Source organism: Cohnella thermotolerans DSM 17683, assembly GCF_000429825.1.
Taxonomy (GTDB): Bacteria; Bacillota; Bacilli; order Paenibacillales; family Paenibacillaceae; genus Cohnella; species Cohnella thermotolerans.
In genome coordinates this window covers 24,063-41,958 of the sequence record NZ_KE386965.1, presented here as the reverse complement: position 1 = coordinate 41,958, position 17,896 = coordinate 24,063, and the positions used below count along the sequence as shown (strand labels likewise).

The window sequence follows — 17,896 nt, the reverse complement described above, 5'->3', positions numbered from 1 at the left end:
CGGTTCTTCTCCTAAACGCAACTAGAATTCTCTCATACGGTTTATTTTCTATTATAACACCCCCGTCTTCGAGAGGTACGACAAAAAACAGGCCGTCTCGTCCGGCAGGGCGGGAGGCCCGCGGGAGACAGCCTGCAGCTGTTCATCTTATCCCGTTAAATAATCAGGCTGCTGATCGCAAAGCTCATGCCGACAAAAACGAAGCATAGCAGCAAACCGACGGCAACGTTGCCTTGCTGCAAATGCTCCGGCAGCTTCAGCCCCGGCGTGGCCCATTCGAACACCCAGTAGACGGCGACGAGACAGACGTAACCGGCCCCGAACCAGAGCATCATGTGCCAGATCGAGCTGTTCGTATAGGCCGACACGCCGAGAATAATCGCCGTCCCGAGAAATTTGCCGCCCATGGCGAGGCCGACGGCCGTATTGCCTTTTTTGAGCTCCTCCAGGTCGTTGAACGGCGTCATCCAGCTGAAAATGACCATGCCCAGCAACTGAAGGACAAGAATGACGACGATGCTGACGATCATATCGACCACGATCACGCGGCCCACCCCCGAAACTTGGCATACGCCAGATCATAATTGCTGTAATCGTGCACTTCCTCGAGCAGAACGGACACTTTCTTCAGAGGCTTCAGCTTGGCGTACCTGGCCTCGTCGATGGGCTGCTTGACCGTCTGTCCCGAAGGAAGGGTCATGACGGCGAAGTCGCGGGTTTCGCCTTGATAGGTCGTTTTGTACACGCCGACCAGGTCGATCTCCGCCTTCAGGCTAAGCTTCAGCTTCGCGATGTCCGCTTCGGCCGCTTCCTTCTTCCGGAAGGACTTGATCGGCTTCCAGGATGTGAGCGTAATATTCGCCCGGTTGTTCGCGTCCGTGTCCATGATGGCTCCCATGTACTGCAGCACCCATACTTTGTCGCCCGTCGCATAGTTGTCGTCGTTAGGCAGCAGCGCGTTGTCCGGCAGCAGCGTCATATCCCCGTTGATCAGGTCGCCGACCGTTCCCTCGACGATCCGGTAATCCCACGGAACGGTCTGCGGCTGCGCCGTATTATCGGAGACGGCCGCCGCATTCCCGGAATCCGGCCATGCCGCCGAAGAAGAGTCCCAACCGCTGTCGCGGTCCGAACAAGAATTGGCGACAACGCCCAGGAAGACGATGAACAGAATGCCGCCTATAAGGAGAGGGAGTATTCGCGCGGCGTAACTGTCGTCCCGGTTCCTTCCCCTCGGTTCCCAACCGTTCATTCATTTCACTCCGATCGCTACAAAATGACTGGCATTCCCCGTGATCGGCCCGCCTGCGCGTCCGAGCAAGCCGCACGGAACGCCGTTGAGGACGAACAGGCCGGTCAGCAGATGGAACTCGCCGGCCGCCAGCTGAATGCGGGCGAGCTCCGCCCGCTTCTGGTACACCGTCGGAAAGAGGCGGCTCGTATCGTAGCCGTCCTCGTCCTTCAGCTCCAAGCGTCCATCCTCGTCGTAAAGGACGACCGACCCGCCTTCCCGCCCGAACATCGACTTCGAGACGAAGCTCCCGTCGAACACCGCTTTGGTATAGGTGGGAAGCATGTAGCGCTCGATCGTCTCCGACTCTTCGGGAGAGAATACGAGCTGCAGCTCATGCAGCCCCCAGATGAGCGCCTGAAGCCCTTTGGATTGCAAAATGACGGCGTGGGGCGAGTTGAACAGCCGCAGCCGCTCGGTCTCGATAGCGTAGGCGAGCGCGTCGCCGCCGTCGTCCACGGCCATCCACTCTTTCGGGTACAAGGCGAACAGGCGGCGAATCTCCCGTCCTTCCTTGTCCCGCAAGATGCCGTTGTCGATCCACAGGTCGAGGCAGTCGACGCCCCGGACGCCCTGTCCGCTATGGCGAATAAGCAGATCGACCGTTCCCGTGTCTTCCCGGTGCGAGCCGTACCCGACGCAAGCCGCCGCGTCCGGACGCCATGCCGCCCAGGCTTCGCGGACCCGCTCCGCCATCGGCCCGTTGACTGTGCGGATGCCGTATTGGCCGCACATCCACGGGGTTGCGACCGAAGCCTCCGCATAGCCTGTGGGCGTATCCGCGTTCAACTCGAGCAGCTTGATGTCGCCCGACGCCGACACGGCCCAATCGAAGCGCGCATAACGGCTGATCAAGCCTTCCGGCTCGAGAGCGATCGTGTCGAGGCTCTTCCACAGCACCTCGGGGATGCCGATCATCCCGTACAGGTCGCGCTTGCCCGTCACGAATCGGGCGGCCTTGTCGAAAATTCGCCACAACCGTTCGGACGCCTGCGCCAGCTCGGCGTAGACGGCTTCGTTCATGACGACGAGCTGATCGATCCAATACGGATCGTTCTCCAGGTCGGCCCAGCCGAAGCCCATCTCGCGCAGCGCCGCCACGCGGCTCTCGCGGTCCGGGTGCGGCGTGCCGACGACCTCGAAGGCGCCGACGCTCATCCGCCGAACCCGCCCAAGGAATGGCTCGAGCCGGACGAGCTGAAGCTGCTCGATTTGCCGCCGATGCCGCCCGGCGAGGAAGACGTGGAGCGGCGCGTGATCGAGCCGCTCGAAGCCGAGGTCTTCGGGCGAACGGCCGAGCCGACGACCGGCTTGTTCTGGAACGCTTCGCTGTCGTAGCTGCGCGGCTTGTAGGCCTGCCCGCTTCTGGCGTCGTAAGCGGCATGGCTGCCGTAATAAGCGCCCGACGAATACGACCCGCCCCGATTGAAAATGAGATGGTACAGCATCAGATCGTCCCAGCCGAAGCCGGACGACGTATGAACGATCGTAGTGCCTCCGCCCGATCCCCCTGAGCCGCCTGATCCGTCGCCGCCGGAATTTCCGGCGTCCGTGCCGCCTGCCGCCGCGGGTTCGTCTTCCTCCTCGCCGGCCAACGGCAAATTCCAGTCGACGGACGGGTCGAAGTACGCCTTTACCGCTTCCGTCGACCATTCGGCCAGCACCGGACCGGCCGCCGCCGCGCCCGAGCCGGACGCCGTCGGCGATGCATCGGGCGCGCCCGTCTCCGCCGCGGCGGGATGCGAGGCGCCGGCCGCATAGAGCGCGTTCGCCAGCAGGGCGATGCCCAGCGACGTCGACAGCACCTTCAGCGGCTTGCCGTCGGCCGCCAGCAAGGGGAGCGGCTTTGCCGGCCCGCTTTTCTTCTCCTTCTGTTCGTCCATGGCAGGCGTTACTCCTTCCGTTCCAGCTTCTTCACGTGCCGAACCTCGGCAAGCAGCAGCTCCATCGCTTGCGTGTCCACGTTCAGCCGGCCTTCAAGCGTCTCGTATTCGACCCCGCCGACCGTCAGATAGTTGACGTGATGCAGAGCCGCTATCATATCCGCGGTCCACATTCGTTCGTCAATCTGAAGGATGTCTCCTCCGGGCTGCTTCAGCAGCAAATGCACCTTCATTCCCTTTTCCAAGCGAGCCCCTCCTCTTCCAAAAAAAAGCGCATGTCAATCATACGTTCTATACCGCCGTCTTGTTTCGCCGTCCGGCAAAATGTTTGACCCTCACACGGATGTCAGGGTTTATGATGAGGGTAACGGCCGCTCCGGGGAGGTGACGACTGTGAGAATAGGGGAGCTGTCCAAAGCGACGGGAGCGAGCATCCGGTCTCTCCGTTATTACGAGAAGAAGGGACTGCTGACGGCTTCCCGGCTGGAGAGCGGCTACAGGGTGTACAACCCGCTGGCCGTGGAACAGGTCCGCACGATTCGGCTCTATTTGTCGCTGGGTTTGAATACGGAGCAGATCGCGAGCTTTCTCCATTGCGTCATGAAGAGCAAGGAGGCGTTCTGCGAGGAGGTGCTGCCGGTTTTCGAGAAGAAGCTGTCCGAGATCGACGGTCAGATCAGGCTGTTGTCGGAGATCCGGTCGAATCTGATCGATCGGATCGCGTCCATTCGCGAGGAGAAAAAGGAGGAGAAGGCACAATGAGCCTGCAAACGATCGATGAAAGCCGGTTTACAGAGTGGATGGGGAGTTCGGATATTGCCGTCCTGGAATTCGGGGCGGAATGGTGCCCTCCGTGCAAAGCCTTGTTGCCGATTCTGGATCATTTGGCGGAAGAATACGGGGGAGTTGTAAGGTTCGCCAAGGTGGACGCGGACGACTCTCCCGAGCTGGCGTCGCAATTCGGCGTCATGAGCATGCCGACGGTCATCCTTTTTAAGGATGGGCAGCCCGTCGACAAGCTGGTCGGATTGCGGCCGAAGGATGTATATCGGAACGTGATCGATCGGCGGCTTGCGCGGGTGTAAGGAAGGGCGAGTGGATGGGAAAACCCCGGCTTCCCGGGGTTTTTGCCATTTTGCGGGGCGCGAGTCCCGGGCCGGTGCGCAACCGAGCGAGAAGCGGGCCCTTGCAGGAAGCAAGCGGCTGGCGACTGAAGCTTCTGCACGGCAGCGAGCGGTCGCCCGGCTTCGGCGCGAATGCACGCAGTAAGAACGAAAATCGAGCTTAGAGGCGGCGCGACAGCCGAATTGCGTGCTGTAAGCACGAAAATCGAGCTTACAACACGAACTGGACCCATTCGCGCGCCGCTTCCGCCAAAATCAAGTCCCCGATGTCACCGCCTCGCGGATGCGTCTCCATTCCGCCAGATGCTTCTCCAAATTTTCGATCAGGGCGTCCACATTCTGTACGAACCGCTCCGCCGCTTCCGGCGGAAGCGCCTTGAGGCCGCTTGCGGCTTCGGCCGGGAGAGGCGCCGGCGCAGGCAGCGAGGCCAGCAGCTTGCGCGCCTTGCTCTCGATGGAAGTCTCGGCCGTAGCCGCCGCCGTCCGAGCCGCTTGCGGTTCCGCCTCCGCATTCACTTCCGCCTCCGCGCCCGCTTCCGCCATTGCCTTCGCTTCTTCCTCCGCCCGTCTCGCCTCCTCCGCCTTCAACGCTTCTTGCCGCGCGCGTTCCTTGCGGTTGTGCTCGAATGTGGCCCACGTCTCCAGCAGCTCGTATCCGGATTTGTAGAGCAGTTTGCTCTTCACGCCGGCCGAAATGCTCTCGTCCTTGAACAGCTTGGCGATCCGCTTGATGTCGGTGACGGGCGTCTCGTCCCGGGCGAAGGTGAGCGCCAGGGCATCCCGGTATTCCATAGGCAAGTCCTTTAATGGGAGCAGTTGGTCTTCCGTCAGCTTGTCCTTGCGGATTTCCGTTCCGGCGACAACCAGTTTCTTGACGGCGGGGCCGAATTTGAGCAGCTCGCATTTGTTTTTGATATAAGCCTCCGTCTTGCCTAGCTTGCTTGACAGAAACTTGGTCGAGCTTCTGAACCTGGCGTCGTTCAACAGCTTGTGGAAAGCCTCCGCCTCCTCCACCGGCGAGAAGCCTTCGCGGGTGAGGTTTTCCGCGATTTGCTCCAGATAGATGTCAAGCTCGTCCGTCGCGTTCGACACGATGCAGGGAATCGTCGGCCGGCCCAGCTTCTTGCAGGCTTTGTAGCGACGATTGCCGTAGATGATTTTATATCTTCCGCCTTCTATCGGCCTGACTTTGATAGGCGACAGCAGACCCAGCTCTTCGATGCTGTTCATCAATTCCTGAAGCGCCTCTTCGTCGAACTGGTATCGCGGCTGATCCGTGTCTTCATCGATGAGGCCGATCTTGATCTCGACAATGTTCATAGGTCGACTTCTCCTATCGTTCTCTCGAATATCCGATTCGAATAGATTTAAGCGAGGTTCTTTTTATCTGCTAAAAGGAGTGCGGCTGGCTTCGGCGACCGGGAACCGGCGTACAAGACAAAAAAACCGTCTTGCTAAGCACCTTATGACAAGGGAACGAGCGAACAAGGGAAAAAAACGTCTTATCAAGGCTCGAAAGAGATTGTTCGCTCGTTGCACCGTCGTCGGTTTATTCTCTTCGGCGGCATTACCCGACTTGGAGCCGCGGCCGCTTGACGCCCGTAACCATTATATCATTATCCGCGGCTGCCGCAGGGAAAACCATCCGGTTGCGAGGGGGAAAACCCCGAATAACCGCTTCATTGGGGAGCAAGCAAGAGTCCGTTGCGGTGACGGTGACAGAATAGAGCGGCATAAAAAGAATAAGGTTGGACAGCCGCAGAGGCTGGCCAACCTTATTTCCTTGTTGCGGGTTAATTCAACTTTGTAAAGCGGTTTTCGATTTTCGCGGTAATGGCGCCGTCGCCGAACTTGGCTTGGAGGTAGGCGATCGTCGCGTCGAGGTCGACGGGACCGGCTTCGCGGTTCGTTCCTTCCTTCAGGACGGTGTAGCCGTCGCCGCCGGTCGCCATGAAGTCGTTGACGACGATCGTGTACGAGGCGGAATCCTCCAGCACGGTGCCGTCCGCCTTCTTGATCTCGACGATTCGCTCGCCTACCGGCTTGCTGTCGTCGTAGCTGTACGTGAACCCGGACACTTGACCGATTTTCGCCGAGGTTCCCGCCCATTGCTGATTGAGCAGCTCCTTCATCTGCGCGCCCGTGAGCGTCATCTTCACGAGCACGTTGCCGAACGGCTGGATGCTGAACATGTTGCCGTAGGTGACGTTGCCCTCCGGCATGTCGTTGCGGATGCCGCCGGAGTTCATGAACGCGAAGTCCGTCTTCATCGCCTCGCGCATGCCGTCGGCGATCAGGTTGCCGAGCGCCGATTCGCCGGCTTCGTTCGCCGTTCTCGTAATGGCCGCGTCCGTCTTGCCGATCGGCTTGTTCATCGTCGGAGCGTTCAGCCCCTGATAGTCCTTGATCATCTTCGCGATCTCGGCGTCCGGCTCGATGCCTTCGTGCTTGACGTCGACGATCTCCGCCTTGGACGACACAATATCGTGCGTGGCGCGGTCGATCTCCAGATCGATGTCGGAGAACGCCGTCCCGTACGAATACGCCTCGGTGACGAGCTTGCCGTCGATCACTTTGTTCAAACCGCCATGATTATGTCCGGCGAAAATGACGTCCACTTCGTCGTCCACGCTGTTCGCCAGGTCGACGACCTCGCCGGTCGGCGCGTCGGACGAGCCTTCGAACGGATCGTGCGCCAAAATGACGATCGCCTCGACGCCTTGCGCCTTCAGCTCCGCCACCGCTTTGTTGACCGCTTCGGTCTGGTTCGTGAAGGTGATGCCTTCAATGCTGGAAGCCCGGACGATCGTCGGCGTAATGTTGGTCACGAGGCCGATGAAGCCGATCTTGACGCCGCCCGCTTCCTTGACGACGTACGGATCGAGCAGCGGCTTGCCGTCTTTGCCGAGCACGTTGGCCGCGACGTACGGGAAGTTCGCGCCCGCGAAGTCCTTGCCGCTGACCGGGTTTTTGCCGCCGTGAATGAGGCGCAGCGCCTCGTCCGCACCCTTGTCGAATTCGTGGTTGCCGAGCGTTCCGACGTCGAAGCCGAGCCGGTTGAGGAAGTCGATGGTCGGCTCGTCCTGCAGCAGAGCGGACACCGGCGCACTGGCGCCGACGGCGTCGCCCGCATGCACGAGCAGCGTGTTCGGGTTCGTCGCCTCGCGCTGCCTCAGATAAGCCGCCAGATAGTCGGCTCCGCCGAGCGTGGAGACGACTTGGCCGTTTGCGTCCTTCACCGTCTTCGAATAGTCCAGTTGCCCGTGGAAGTCGTTGATGCCGAGCAATTGAACCGAGATCGGCGTAATCAGCGTATAGACGACCTTGGCCGCTTCGGCGCGGGTGACCGTCGCTTTCGGGCTGAACTTGCCGCCGTTGCCCGCCATGACGCCGCGATCGACCGCGACGTTCACGCCCGCCTTGGCCCATGCGCTGATGGCGGAGACGTCCGCAAACTTCGCTTCGCTGTCCGCCTTAATCGAGCCGCCCGCCTTATATTTCAAGGCGTTGCTTGCCATGACGGCCATTTGCTCGCGGGTAATGGCGGCGTTCGGCGCGAACTTGTCTTTGCTTACGCCGCCGACGATGCCTTGCTCGGAAGCCGCCGCCACCGCGTCCGCATACCAGGCCGAAGCCGGGACGTCGGAGAATTTCGCTTTGCCGGCCGCGGTCAGTTGCAACGCCTTGGCGAGCAGGGTGGCGAATTGCGCCCGCGTCACCGGGGCGTTCGGGTCGAACGTCGAGTCGCCGGTGCCCGTGACGATGTTCTGGGCGGCCAAGTCGCCGATCGCCTCGTAGGCCCAGTGGGTTGCGGGTACGTCCTTGAACGCGATGCCCGTTTGCGTCCCGGTTCCGGCGCCCGTACCCGTGCCTGCGCCCGTGTCCGTACCGGTGCTTGGCGCCGCCGCCTTGCTCAGATCCAGCGTAAAGATGCCGAACCCTTTATCGTCCTGCTTGCCCGTATAGCCGATATTGGAGCCCGAGCCGATGTAATCCGCCGCCTTCGGCGAGGACGTAAACGTCACGTTGACGCCTCCGGCGATCGGCGCGATCGACCAGTTGTTGTCGGCCGTCGGGTTGACGGACGGCTGGGAAGCGATGTAGTCCATGAGAATTTGCCGGTTCTCGACCGTCGAATCGATGATCAACTTGCTGCCCTTGACGCCCGGGAAGTTGCCGCCTCCCCCCGCGCGGTAATTGTTGGTGGCGATGATGAAATCCTGGTCCGGATCGATGGGCTTGCCCTGGTAGCTCAGATTGACGATCCGGCTGGAAGAAGCGTCGTTGATCGTGCCGTCCGGCTTGTACTTGGCCGGCTTCGTCACGTCGATCTGGTACGTGACGCCGTCGATGACGTCGAAGTTGTACACCGGGAAGGAAGGATTCAGCAGCGCTTGCTCTTCCTTCTTGCCCGGATCGATCTGGTTGAACTTGCCGGCGGACATCTCCAGCCACTCCTTGACGACCGAACCCTTCACGAGAAGGGCCTTCAAGGTATTGTCGTACAAGTACAGGTCGCCCGCGCTCTTGATCGCCAGCGGTCCGGCCTTGATCTCCGTGAATTCCTCCGGCCCGTTGCGTCCGGCCTTGAACGGCGCCCCGACGGACAGAACCGGCGTGTCCTTGTATTCGGGCAAGTTCTTCTTCACGTACTCTTCCACATACTGCTTCTGCGCGTTCGTGACGATCTGGACGGACGGGTCGTCCTGCACGAGCGCGAAAAAGCTGTGGATCGGAGCCGCCGTTGTCCCGATCGGGTTGTTGGCGTATTGGATCGTCGCTTCGTGATCCGCCTTCACCGCCTCCACGACGGCCGGATCCGAGTCGACAAGCGCCTTCTTGGCGGCCGCGTCATAGATCGCCTTGGTGGACGACTGGGAGCTGACGACCTTCCACTTCCCGTCCTGCTTCTCCAGCGTCAAGTCGATTACGCCGAGGTTGCTTCCGCCGTAGCCGGCTTGCACAGCGGGAACGCCGTTGATCGTTCCTCGCACGTTGTCCACGCCCGGCAGCGGCTTGCCGTCGGCTCCTTTGAACAGGGCGTCCAGCGACTGGTCGTCCGCCGTCGGGAACACCTTATGGGTATGGGAAAAGGTGATCGCGTCGATGCCCGGCACTTTGCTCAGCGGCAGCACCGCGTCCTCGGCGCTTACATAAGGCTGCGCGTTGCCGTTAAAGCCGGAGTGCGCCAAGGCGATGACGAGATCCGCGCCTTTGGCTCTGATCTCGGGCACGAACTTCTCGGCCGTCGCGACGATGTCCTTGGCGATGACCTTGCCGTCCAGCGCGGATTTGTCCCATTGCGTAATTTGCGGCGGAACGAACCCGATGACGCCGATTCGCAGCGTCTGCTCCCGGCCGGACTCGTCCGTGTATTTCTTCTCGATAATTTTGTACGGCTCGTACTTGTTGACGTCGTTGTCCGGGTTCCCGTCCTTGTCGTCGACATACACGTTCGCGTTGACATAGGGGAAGTCGGCTCCCGCGATCGCCTTGTCGAGGTAATCGAGCCCGTAGTTGAACTCGTGGTTGCCCAGCGTCGCGGCGTCGTAGCCCAACTGGTTCATCGCTTTGTAGACCGTGTGGATCTCGCCGTCCTTGAGCGGGGCGATCAGCGCCTTGTACGTGCCGAGCGGAGTGCCCTGAATCAGGTCGCCGTTATCGACCAGGAACGTGTTGGGTTCTTCCTGTCTGGCCGCCTTGATCAGCGTGGCGGTTCGAGCCAGGCCGACGGAATCGGAGGGGGCGTCTTTGTAGTAGTCGTAAGGCATGAGGTTGGTGTGAACGTCCGTCGTCTCCAGAATTCTTAGCTTGAGGGTCGATTCCGCGTCCGCCGCGGATGCGATAAAGCCGTTCAGAGGCAGCGCCAATAAACTGACTGCAAGAGATGAAACCATTAATCTTCCAAGCTTCGAACCGGAGCGGTATCGCACGTGTAACATCATCCTCCCACTATGTGTATGAATACATTACTAATAATAATAGAATCATAGGGAGGATGACTATATTTTTCTAGAAAAAGTTTGCTTATAATCCGATATTCTCACCAAAAGGATCGATTTCGGCAAAAACCGATAGAATCGGACATATTTGTGTAATATTTTCTCACTTTCTAAGGACATGGGCCGTGGGTGACGGCATTGGCGGTTGAGGGGGACTTTCCTATAAAGGGAATGATTTGGGCTTTTTGCGGAGATAACAAGAAGGATGAAATTTATTCCAGAGGAGCGATCTGAGTGGCCAATGTCAAACTAGCGATCATTTACTACAGTTCCACCGGAACGAACTACAAGCTGGCGCAATGGGCGGCCGAAGGGGCGAAGGAAGCGGGAGCCGAAGTGAAGGTGCTCAAAGTGCAGGAACTGGCGCCGCAAGCCGCCATCGACAGCAACCCCGCCTGGAAGGCGCACGCCGAAGCGACGAAGGACGTGCCGGTAGCTTCCGCGGCCGATTTGGAGTGGGCGGACGCCCTGATTTTCAGCGTGCCGACCCGATTCGGCAACGTGCCGTCGCAGATGAAGCAGTTTATTGATACGCTGGGCGGCTTGTGGGCCCAAGGCAAGCTGGCGAACAAAGTCGTCAGTGCGATGGCGAGCGCCGGCAATCCGCACGGCGGGCAGGAAGCGACGATTTTGGCGCTGCATACGTCGTTCTATCACTGGGGAGCGATTGTGGCCGCTCCGGGCTACACGGACCAGTCGGCATATACGTCCGGCGGGAATCCGTATGGCACGAGCGTCACCGTGAATCAGGACGGCTCCTTGCAGGAGGATGTCCAGGCGGCCGTCATGCACCAGGCGAAACGGACCGTTACCGTAGCCGGTTGGGTAAAGCAGGGGCAGGGCGGCTGAGAAGAGGAAACGGTTAGGAACCGGACCCGGCTGGGTCCGGTTTTTTAACGCTGGCGAGTCCAGCGTTAGCTTAACAAGACGAACAATCTGTCTTGTTGGGATAGGCGGGACGGCTTTGTTTTTTTTCTTTTCTACGGAGCGCATCGACGCATCCGTGGGGTCAATTTGTATAATCCGTAATGTTTTTAGGCGGTTTTGGTTGTGCTATTTTGGGTGAAGTCGAGGCGCGCCGCGAAGCCGGCCCGAACGGGCGGGATGCTCGATGAAATCAAGCGGCGCACCGGCCAATGGAGTCGCGTTTTCGCGTAACCAAGCTAGGGAAGACGACAAAACGGGGGCGTTAGGTCCGATGAAACGAAAAATCAGGCTCGTCTTATTTTCATCTGTCGCGATTATTATTGTCCTCTGCCTGATCGTTGTCGCCAAGCCGTTCGCCCGCTCCGATCCCGCTGCGGGGAAGGAAGCGGCCGGCAATTCCAACGGGATGAAGCTCGGCGCATCCCCCGGCACACCTCCCGGCACGACGGCCGGCAACGCGTCTCCGGATGCGCCCAATACGGCGTCAGCCAGCGGTATGGCCGCGGCTCCGCCCAATGAAGCGTCCGCCGAAGGCCAGGGCGCGGCACCTTCCGCCGCCGGGGCGAACGAAACCGAAGCCGCCGCCATGGAGCCGGTCGTCTACGAAGCCGAGGATGCGGCGCTGAACGGCACCATCGTCGAGTCCTCCGCGCAAGGGTACTCGGGAACCGGATACGTGACGGGCTTCGACAAGGACGGAGACTCCATCGCTTTTCAGATCGACGTCCCCGCCGCCGGGATCTACGCCCTGTCGATCGGCTGCCGCGCGCCCTACGGCGACAAAGTATTGTCCTTGAAGCTGAACGGGCAGCCGTCCGGCGACGTTAGCGTCAAAGCAAGCGTTACATTCGGCGAAGTGCCGGCAGGCAAGCTGCTTCTGAACGAAGGGGAGAATACCGTGACGATCGACAAAAACTGGGGCTGGTACGAGATCGACTACATTAAGCTGCAACAAGCCGGGGCGCCGAAGCCGCATGCGATCGTGCGCAAGCTGGTCAATCCGAACGCGACGAAGGAAGCGGGGTCCCTATTCGCCTTCCTTGCCGATCAATACGGCAAGTCGATTCTCTCCGGGCAGCAGAACTACAGCAACCTGGACTGGATCGCCGAACAGACGGGCAAGCAACCGGCCGTCGTCGGCTTCGATCTGATCGAATATTCGCCGACGAGGGTTGCGCACGGCTCCAAATCGGAGGAGATCGAGCGGGCGATCGATTGGCATCGCCGAGGCGGAATCGTCACGTTCGTCTGGCATTGGAACGCGCCGAAGGATCTGATCGACGAACCCGGCAAAGAATGGTGGAGAGGGTTCTATACGGAAGCGACGACATTCGACGTGGAGTACGCGATGAAGCATCCGGATTCCGAAGACTACAAGCTTCTCCTCCGCGACATCGACGCGATTGCCGCCCAGTTGAAGAAGCTGCAGGATGCCAAAGTGCCGGTGCTGTTCCGTCCGCTGCACGAAGCGGAAGGCGGGTGGTTCTGGTGGGGGGCGAAAGGGCCCGAGCCTGCGAAAAAGCTGTACCGCCTCGTGTACGACCGTCTGACGAACGTCCATAAACTGAACAATTTGATCTGGATTTGGAATTCGGCCGCCGCCGATTGGTATCCGGGCGACGATGTCGTCGATATCGTCAGCGTCGATTCCTATCCGCCGGACGGCGATTACGGTCCCGTAAGCGGCAAGTACGACGAGCTGGTGTCGCTGGTGCAGGACAAGAAGCTGGTCGCCCTTACCGAGAACGGACCGATTCCCGATCCGGAGCTGCTGGAGAAATACCATGCCGACTGGAGCTGGTTCTGCACCTGGGACGGCGATTTTCTGACCGACGGCAAGAAGAACAGCCTCGATCATATCAAGAAGGTGTACAACGACAAGAGAGTCCTTACGTTGGACGAACTGCCCGATCTGAACGCTTACGGACGCTAGCCCTCCAATCTCTATTTTCTATTGTGTTGCTGTGCGTTTACTAGGGTGTTCGCCTTGCCGCGAAGGCAACATAATAGAGGACATTCCGGACAATCCGTTCAAGGAGGAGTGAATCGTGACCGATCCCATTCAACAGCGTACGCCGTCCCCGGCCATTGGAACGATCCGGATATGCTCGTCGTCGGCGTGAACGGGGCGAACGAATGGATGGGCCCGGGTTGTACGCCCTTGGAATACCGGTCGCATTTCAGCCTTTGGTGTCTCTCCGCCGCTCCGCTTCTCATCGGCTGCGACATCCGGAAGATGGACGCCGCTACGAAGGAGACGCTCCTGAATCCCGAACTGATTGCCGTGAAACAGGTTCCGCTCGGCCGGCAGGGCCGCATCGTCCGCAAGGAAGAAGGAACCGATCTGTGGGTGAAGCCGTTGTCGGACGGGTCCGTCGCCATCGGCTTGTACAACCGGTCGTCGGAGGAGAAAGAGATGACGGTGAAGTGGAGCGAGCTCGGCCTCGAGGCGGGAGCGGGCGGGCTTGCCAGGAAGGCAGCGGCCGTACGCGATTTGTGGGCGCGCGAAGAATCGGGCGTTCATGAAGGCCGGTATACGAGAAAAGTGTCGCCCCACGAGCTTGCGGTCGTAAAAGCGGCTTTTCGGTAACCGGGGCGGCGAAGGCGAAGGAGGAATCTTTTTTTGGCGGCGGGTTTATTCATCAAAGGAATGACGTACGGCTGGAACAGCGCCCGCGGGGCGTATCGGCAGCCGTACGCGCTCGATTCGCTTCGGAAGCTGAAGGAGACCGGAAGCGAGTGGATTGCGCTGGCGTTCTACACGTTTCAATCGACGATTCATTCGACGGAGATTCCCTTCGACTACGGATACACGGTCACCGACCGGGATATCGAATATGCGGTGAAGCAGGCCCAGGCGCTTGGGCTCAAAGTATGCCTGAAGCCGGTCGTCAATTCCGCCGACGGCATTTGGCGCGCGCATATCGGCTTTCCCGAGGAGGAAGGCGCCAAGCGCTATTGGGACGCCTGGTTTCGTTCCTACGGCAATTTCTTGCGCCACTATGCCGAGCTCGCGGAGGAACTGGGCTGCGACATGTTCTGCGTCGGCTGCGAGATGATCGGCACGGAGCGAAAGACCGAATACTGGCACGCCCTCATTGACGATATCCGGAGCGTTTACGGCGGGCCGATCACCTATAACGCGAACCACGGCAAAGAGGAGGGCGTCGATTGGTTCGACCGGGTCGATTTGATCGGCACGAGCGCTTACTATCCGGTCGCCTCCCGGCCGGGGGCCAGTGAGGAAGCGATGATCGCGAACTGGCTTCCGGTGAAGGAGAAGCTGTCCCGGCTTCACGCCAGGTTCGGCAAACCGATCGCCTTCGTGGAGATCGGCTGCCGCAGCGCTTTGGGCTGCGCGGCGATGCCGTGGGACTTCACGCATACGAAGCTTCCGGCCAGCGAGGAGGAGCAGGCGAACTTCTACAGCTCCGTCCTCAAGACGTTCTGGGACGAGCCGTGGTTTGCGGGTTTTTTCTGGTGGGATTGGAGCGTCAAGCTGTATCCGCTTGAAGCGGCTGGGGCTAACACGGGCTTCGATATTTACGGCAAAAAAGCGGAACGCGTCGTTCGCGAATGGTATGCGAAGCCGAAATAAGCGCAAGGCCGGCCAAGGGAGACTCGTTTGCCCCCTTGGCCGGCTTTCCTTTTTAATGCGGCCGGTCTGCGATCCACTTCGCTATATCCTCGATCACTTGGGGATCCACATTCGCCGGTTTGGCGTAATTGCTGATCCCGTTCTCCAGTGTGCCTTCCGTAAATAAATGGGTCAAATTCGGATAAGTGCGGTACTCCACGTTCGGTCTTCCCTCGTAAATATCCTTCCAGCCTTGCAGGCTGGCGGCCGGCACCTGAAAATCCTGTTCCCCTTGCAGCACGAGCATGTCGGCGTCGCGCAGCTGCGCTTCCTTCGCCGGCTCGTAGCTGTCGATGTCGGACCACCAGTACGGATTGGGCGGCAAATCGAACGACGCGGGCGGATTCGCCGGGTCGAAGTCCGGCTGCCGCACGAGCTTCAATTGTTCGCGGTAATAGGCCAGCTCTTCGGCGGGCAGCATCCCTCCCAGCTCGGGATGGTCATAAGAGTCGATCTCCGAATAGCGCGGATCCGCACCCGCCAGGACGATCGCTCCGGCAAGAAGCCGCTTCGAGTCGCGGGCCAGAATGCGGGGGACCATCCATCCGCCCCGGCTATGACCGGCCACATAGATGCGCTGCGGATCGATGGAGGGATAGGTCGCCAAGGCTTCCGCGGCCAGGAGCGGATTATCGACGAATTCGTCCTCGACCGTGTAATGATCCGCCAATTGCACGTAGTGTTCGCGGGTCGTTTTGGGCATGCGCAGCACGGCGATTTGTTGCCCGGCCAGGCCCGCGGCCAAGTCGCGGAACGGTTTCTGGGCGAAAACGGTGCTGTCGGCGTCCAGTTCGCCGTCACCCTGGACGAGAATGACCGCCGGGAACGGCCCTTCGCCTGAGGGAAGCGTTAAAGTGGCTTGAACCGCATGATCGCCCGTGCCGACGACAACCGGCATCTCCTTGTAGCTATCGGGACGATCGTAGGCCGGGGCGCGATAGCCCTCCATTCGCATCGTCGCATAAAGATCGTCCACCTGTCCGTCCCGATCCAGCCGGACTTCGACGTCGAACGGCATTTTCGGTCCTTGGTACGTGACGGTAACGGTCGTATGTACGGCGTCGGCTGCGACGGTGCCCCACGTTCTCGGATAAGCGGAGAGCTGCCGGATCCATTCCTGCAACCCCGCGGGAATGGTTGCCGCCTTGAAGGCGGCGTTGGCCAGCGAATAGGCGGATTCCGCATCGCCGCGCTGAAGCCGGGTCAGGAACGCGTTCGCGCGGGTTTGCGCGTCCGCGGAATCGATCACCGGCTTGCCGTTCGCCCAGGAAGCTTCGATGCCCAGCGTCTGCCGCAGCGCGTCCCGCGTCACATATACGGTGCCGCCGCGAACCGCGACGCCGCCGTCCAAGCGAATCGTCCGGCCGTTCGCCGTTGCGGAAGCTCTTCCTTCGTCTTCCAGGCGAAGCCGGATCGTGTCCGTTCCCTTGGCCGCGATAATCGTCCGCTGCTTCGGCTCCCAATGGATCGTCAGCCCGATCCATTCGCCAAGCTTGCGCAGCGGGATATCCGCCATCGCGGACGCTTGGCCGGCAGCGGGAGCGTTCGTCGCCGCCCAAGCGCCGGGAGATCCCGCCGCTTGGCCTGTCCATGCAACGGCGAGCGCCAGGGATACGGTTAAGCTGCGGGGAATTATTTTGAACTTCATATGATTTCACCTCTTCTGTGGATTGAACGTTTACCAAGTTCCGAATGAAATCATATCGCGGGGAGTTTAAGGGCAGGGGGCGATGGCGGTTAATTTTGGTTTAAAAAAGCGGTTGGTTCACAGCGTTAATAAGAAATGCCCTCAATGGTGAATGGGGCTGAAGACATTGCCGCATGCCGCCCTCTAGACCGGGTGTAATCGGCTGCTTGCCCGGCCGACGTGCAGGCGCCGGTGCCGCTTGACCGGGATAAGCTGCGACTTCAGACCGGTGCGGCGAACCGCTTCCGGTCCGGTGCCGGACTCACCTGAAGGACGTTACGCCTATCCATTCCCTTCCAGTATTGTGAAGGTAACCATTCGCACGAGAAGGGAAGAGGCCAATTTGAAAAGCCATGTTATCGCTCACGAGGCGAAGCGGAAGGTCCGTTTGTTCGAAGGGGAAAAAAGTCTGGTGATGACCGGGCTGCTCGGCTTCCTGTTGGCGGCGGTTTGCGCCGTTTGGACGCTTGCGTTCGGGGGAGAGGTGCCGCCGGGGGGAGACGTATCCAAAGCGTTCTCGTTCAACGCGGCGCTCGGCGCCTTCCTTCTGTCCACAGCGGCGGTCAGCCCGTTCTCCGCGCTGGGAGCGAGAAGCCGCTCCGTATTTCGCCGGGCTTACATCGCGCTTGCGCTCTACGCTTACTTCGCGGAGACGGTACAAAACTTCCGGGGCGTCAACCCGAGGTTCGTGGCGGACGGTACGGCCTTCGACAAGGCCGTCGGGAACGTCTTCGCGTTCGTCGCGCTGCTGCTCGTCCTTTTCTATCTGTTCCTGGGCGTTCAGTTTTTCCGCCGGAAAGCTTATGAGCTTCGTCCGGAGCTGGTGCTCGGCGTGCGCTATGCGATGATTGCGGTCGTCCTGTCGTTCGCGGCGGGTATCTGGATCTCCGTCAACCAGGGCCGCTATATCGGTTCGCACGGCAATATTATCTGGCTGCACGGACTCGGCTTCCATGCGCTCCAGGCGGTGCCGCTCGTCGCCTGGCTGACGGAACGCTCCCCGCTCCAAGCGTCGGCCCGCCGCAAGCTGATTCACATTGCGGGCGTCGCCTTCCTGCTGGGCCTTGTCGCGATAGGCTGGCAGACGATGAACGGCGATGCCGTGCTTCGGTGGTCGATGCTTCCGATCCTGGCGGGCGTCTGCTTCCTGGTCTCGCTTGCGGCTGGGGCGCTGGCGCTGCGCCAATCGGCGCTCCGGTTGAATTCGGCGGGCGGCAATAAAAAGTCAAAGCTGTCCCGGCAGCTCTAAGTCGTCGACCGTTTGGAGACCGCCCCTTACGTATTACCGCCGAAAGCCTGCACGAACGTCCGCCAAAGAAGCTCAGAGCCTGAGCTACATTCGCCC

The 17,896-nt window shown here is 60.3% G+C and carries 15 protein-coding genes; 7 read left to right on the top strand and 8 right to left on the bottom strand.

The genetic code is table 11. The features are described from left to right. Positions 1 to 155: 155 nt before the first annotated feature. The 5 genes from G485_RS0123565 to G485_RS0123545 are packed head-to-tail and all read right to left on the bottom strand — an operon-like array spanning position 156 to position 3,419. A complete protein-coding gene (locus tag G485_RS0123565; RefSeq protein WP_035157958.1) occupies positions 156 to 530 on the bottom strand; it encodes a DUF350 domain-containing protein in 375 nt (124 codons plus the stop codon). An 11-nt stretch (positions 531 to 541) separates the two neighbouring features. Then, positions 542 to 1,252 (bottom strand): hypothetical protein, encoded by a 711-nt coding sequence (locus G485_RS0123560; protein WP_027094557.1) that lies wholly within the window; start codon positions 1,250 to 1,252, stop codon positions 542 to 544. Beyond that, on the bottom strand, positions 1,253 to 2,449 hold the full coding sequence (locus G485_RS0123555) for a glutathionylspermidine synthase family protein (protein ID WP_027094556.1): 1,197 nt from the start codon (positions 2,447 to 2,449) through the stop codon (positions 1,253 to 1,255). Next, a complete protein-coding gene (locus tag G485_RS0123550) occupies positions 2,446 to 3,174 on the bottom strand; it encodes a hypothetical protein (protein ID WP_027094555.1) in 729 nt (242 codons plus the stop codon). The genes G485_RS0123555 and G485_RS0123550 overlap by 4 nt, the downstream gene beginning before the upstream one ends. 8 nt (positions 3,175 to 3,182) lie before the next feature. After that, on the bottom strand, positions 3,183 to 3,419 hold the full coding sequence (locus G485_RS0123545) for a hypothetical protein (RefSeq protein ID WP_027094554.1): 237 nt from the start codon (positions 3,417 to 3,419) through the stop codon (positions 3,183 to 3,185). A 148-nt stretch (positions 3,420 to 3,567) separates the two neighbouring features. Here G485_RS0123545 and G485_RS0123540 point away from each other — a divergent pair, with 148 nt between their 5' ends. Then, a complete protein-coding gene (locus G485_RS0123540) occupies positions 3,568 to 3,936 on the top strand; it encodes a MerR family transcriptional regulator (RefSeq protein ID WP_027094553.1) in 369 nt (122 codons plus the stop codon). Continuing rightward, on the top strand, positions 3,933 to 4,259 hold the full coding sequence (gene trxA / locus G485_RS0123535) for a thioredoxin (RefSeq protein WP_027094552.1): 327 nt from the start codon (positions 3,933 to 3,935) through the stop codon (positions 4,257 to 4,259). Before G485_RS0123540 ends, trxA begins: the two co-directional genes overlap by 4 nt. A gap of 294 nt (positions 4,260 to 4,553) precedes the next feature. Here trxA and G485_RS0123525 read toward each other — a convergent pair whose 3' ends face one another. Together G485_RS0123525 and G485_RS29605 are read right to left on the bottom strand one after the other, a co-directional pair. Then, positions 4,554 to 5,618, bottom strand: a complete 1,065-nt coding sequence (locus G485_RS0123525; RefSeq protein WP_027094550.1) for a ParB/RepB/Spo0J family partition protein — start codon at positions 5,616 to 5,618, stop codon at positions 4,554 to 4,556. A gap of 473 nt (positions 5,619 to 6,091) precedes the next feature. Next, positions 6,092 to 10,231: a bifunctional 2',3'-cyclic-nucleotide 2'-phosphodiesterase/3'-nucleotidase gene (locus G485_RS29605; protein WP_420805835.1), complete on the bottom strand. Its 4,140-nt coding sequence runs from the start codon at positions 10,229 to 10,231 to the stop codon at positions 6,092 to 6,094. Between the two features lie 303 nt (positions 10,232 to 10,534). Between G485_RS29605 and wrbA the strand changes: the two genes are divergently transcribed. From wrbA to G485_RS0123500, 4 genes are all read left to right on the top strand, one after another. Beyond that, positions 10,535 to 11,149 (top strand): NAD(P)H:quinone oxidoreductase, encoded by a 615-nt coding sequence (gene wrbA, locus G485_RS0123515; protein ID WP_027094549.1) that lies wholly within the window; start codon positions 10,535 to 10,537, stop codon positions 11,147 to 11,149. 349 nt (positions 11,150 to 11,498) lie between these two features. Then, a complete protein-coding gene (locus tag G485_RS28010) occupies positions 11,499 to 13,160 on the top strand; it encodes a glycosyl hydrolase (protein WP_051318535.1) in 1,662 nt (553 codons plus the stop codon). Between the two features lie 108 nt (positions 13,161 to 13,268). Continuing rightward, positions 13,269 to 13,817: an alpha-amylase family protein gene (locus G485_RS28005; protein WP_169732362.1), complete on the top strand. Its 549-nt coding sequence runs from the start codon at positions 13,269 to 13,271 to the stop codon at positions 13,815 to 13,817. Positions 13,818 to 13,850: 33 nt separating this feature from the next. Then, the gene (locus tag G485_RS0123500; protein ID WP_027094548.1) at positions 13,851 to 14,825 is read left to right on the top strand and encodes a glycoside hydrolase family 113; all 975 of its coding nucleotides are present in this window, start codon (positions 13,851 to 13,853) and stop codon (positions 14,823 to 14,825) included. 52 nt (positions 14,826 to 14,877) lie between these two features. On the opposite strand, the gene G485_RS28665 is transcribed toward G485_RS0123500, so the two are convergent. Next, positions 14,878 to 16,512: an alpha/beta hydrolase family protein gene (locus G485_RS28665; RefSeq protein ID WP_051318533.1), complete on the bottom strand. Its 1,635-nt coding sequence runs from the start codon at positions 16,510 to 16,512 to the stop codon at positions 14,878 to 14,880. 454 nt (positions 16,513 to 16,966) lie between these two features. Here G485_RS28665 and G485_RS0123490 point away from each other — a divergent pair, with 454 nt between their 5' ends. Then, the gene (locus tag G485_RS0123490; protein WP_240489261.1) at positions 16,967 to 17,800 is read left to right on the top strand and encodes a hypothetical protein; all 834 of its coding nucleotides are present in this window, start codon (positions 16,967 to 16,969) and stop codon (positions 17,798 to 17,800) included. Positions 17,801 to 17,896: the final 96 nt, after the last annotated feature.

What these genes read in the sequence shown, in the direction of transcription:
- G485_RS0123565 (WP_035157958.1), bottom strand. Translation starts at nt 530, where the DNA reads ATGATCGTCAGCATCGTCGTCATTCTTGTCCTTCAGTTGCTGGGCATG.
- G485_RS0123560 (WP_027094557.1), bottom strand. Translation starts at nt 1,252, where the DNA reads ATGAACGGTTGGGAACCGAGGGGAAGGAACCGGGACGACAGTTACGCC.
- G485_RS0123555 (WP_027094556.1), bottom strand. Translation starts at nt 2,449, where the DNA reads ATGAGCGTCGGCGCCTTCGAGGTCGTCGGCACGCCGCACCCGGACCGC.
- G485_RS0123550 (WP_027094555.1), bottom strand. Translation starts at nt 3,174, where the DNA reads ATGGACGAACAGAAGGAGAAGAAAAGCGGGCCGGCAAAGCCGCTCCCC.
- trxA (WP_027094552.1), top strand. Translation starts at nt 3,933, where the DNA reads ATGAGCCTGCAAACGATCGATGAAAGCCGGTTTACAGAGTGGATGGGG.
- G485_RS0123525 (WP_027094550.1), bottom strand. Translation starts at nt 5,618, where the DNA reads ATGAACATTGTCGAGATCAAGATCGGCCTCATCGATGAAGACACGGAT.
- G485_RS28010 (WP_051318535.1), top strand. Translation starts at nt 11,499, where the DNA reads ATGAAACGAAAAATCAGGCTCGTCTTATTTTCATCTGTCGCGATTATT.
- G485_RS28665 (WP_051318533.1), bottom strand. Translation starts at nt 16,512, where the DNA reads ATGAAGTTCAAAATAATTCCCCGCAGCTTAACCGTATCCCTGGCGCTC.
- G485_RS0123490 (WP_240489261.1), top strand. Translation starts at nt 16,967, where the DNA reads ATGACCGGGCTGCTCGGCTTCCTGTTGGCGGCGGTTTGCGCCGTTTGG.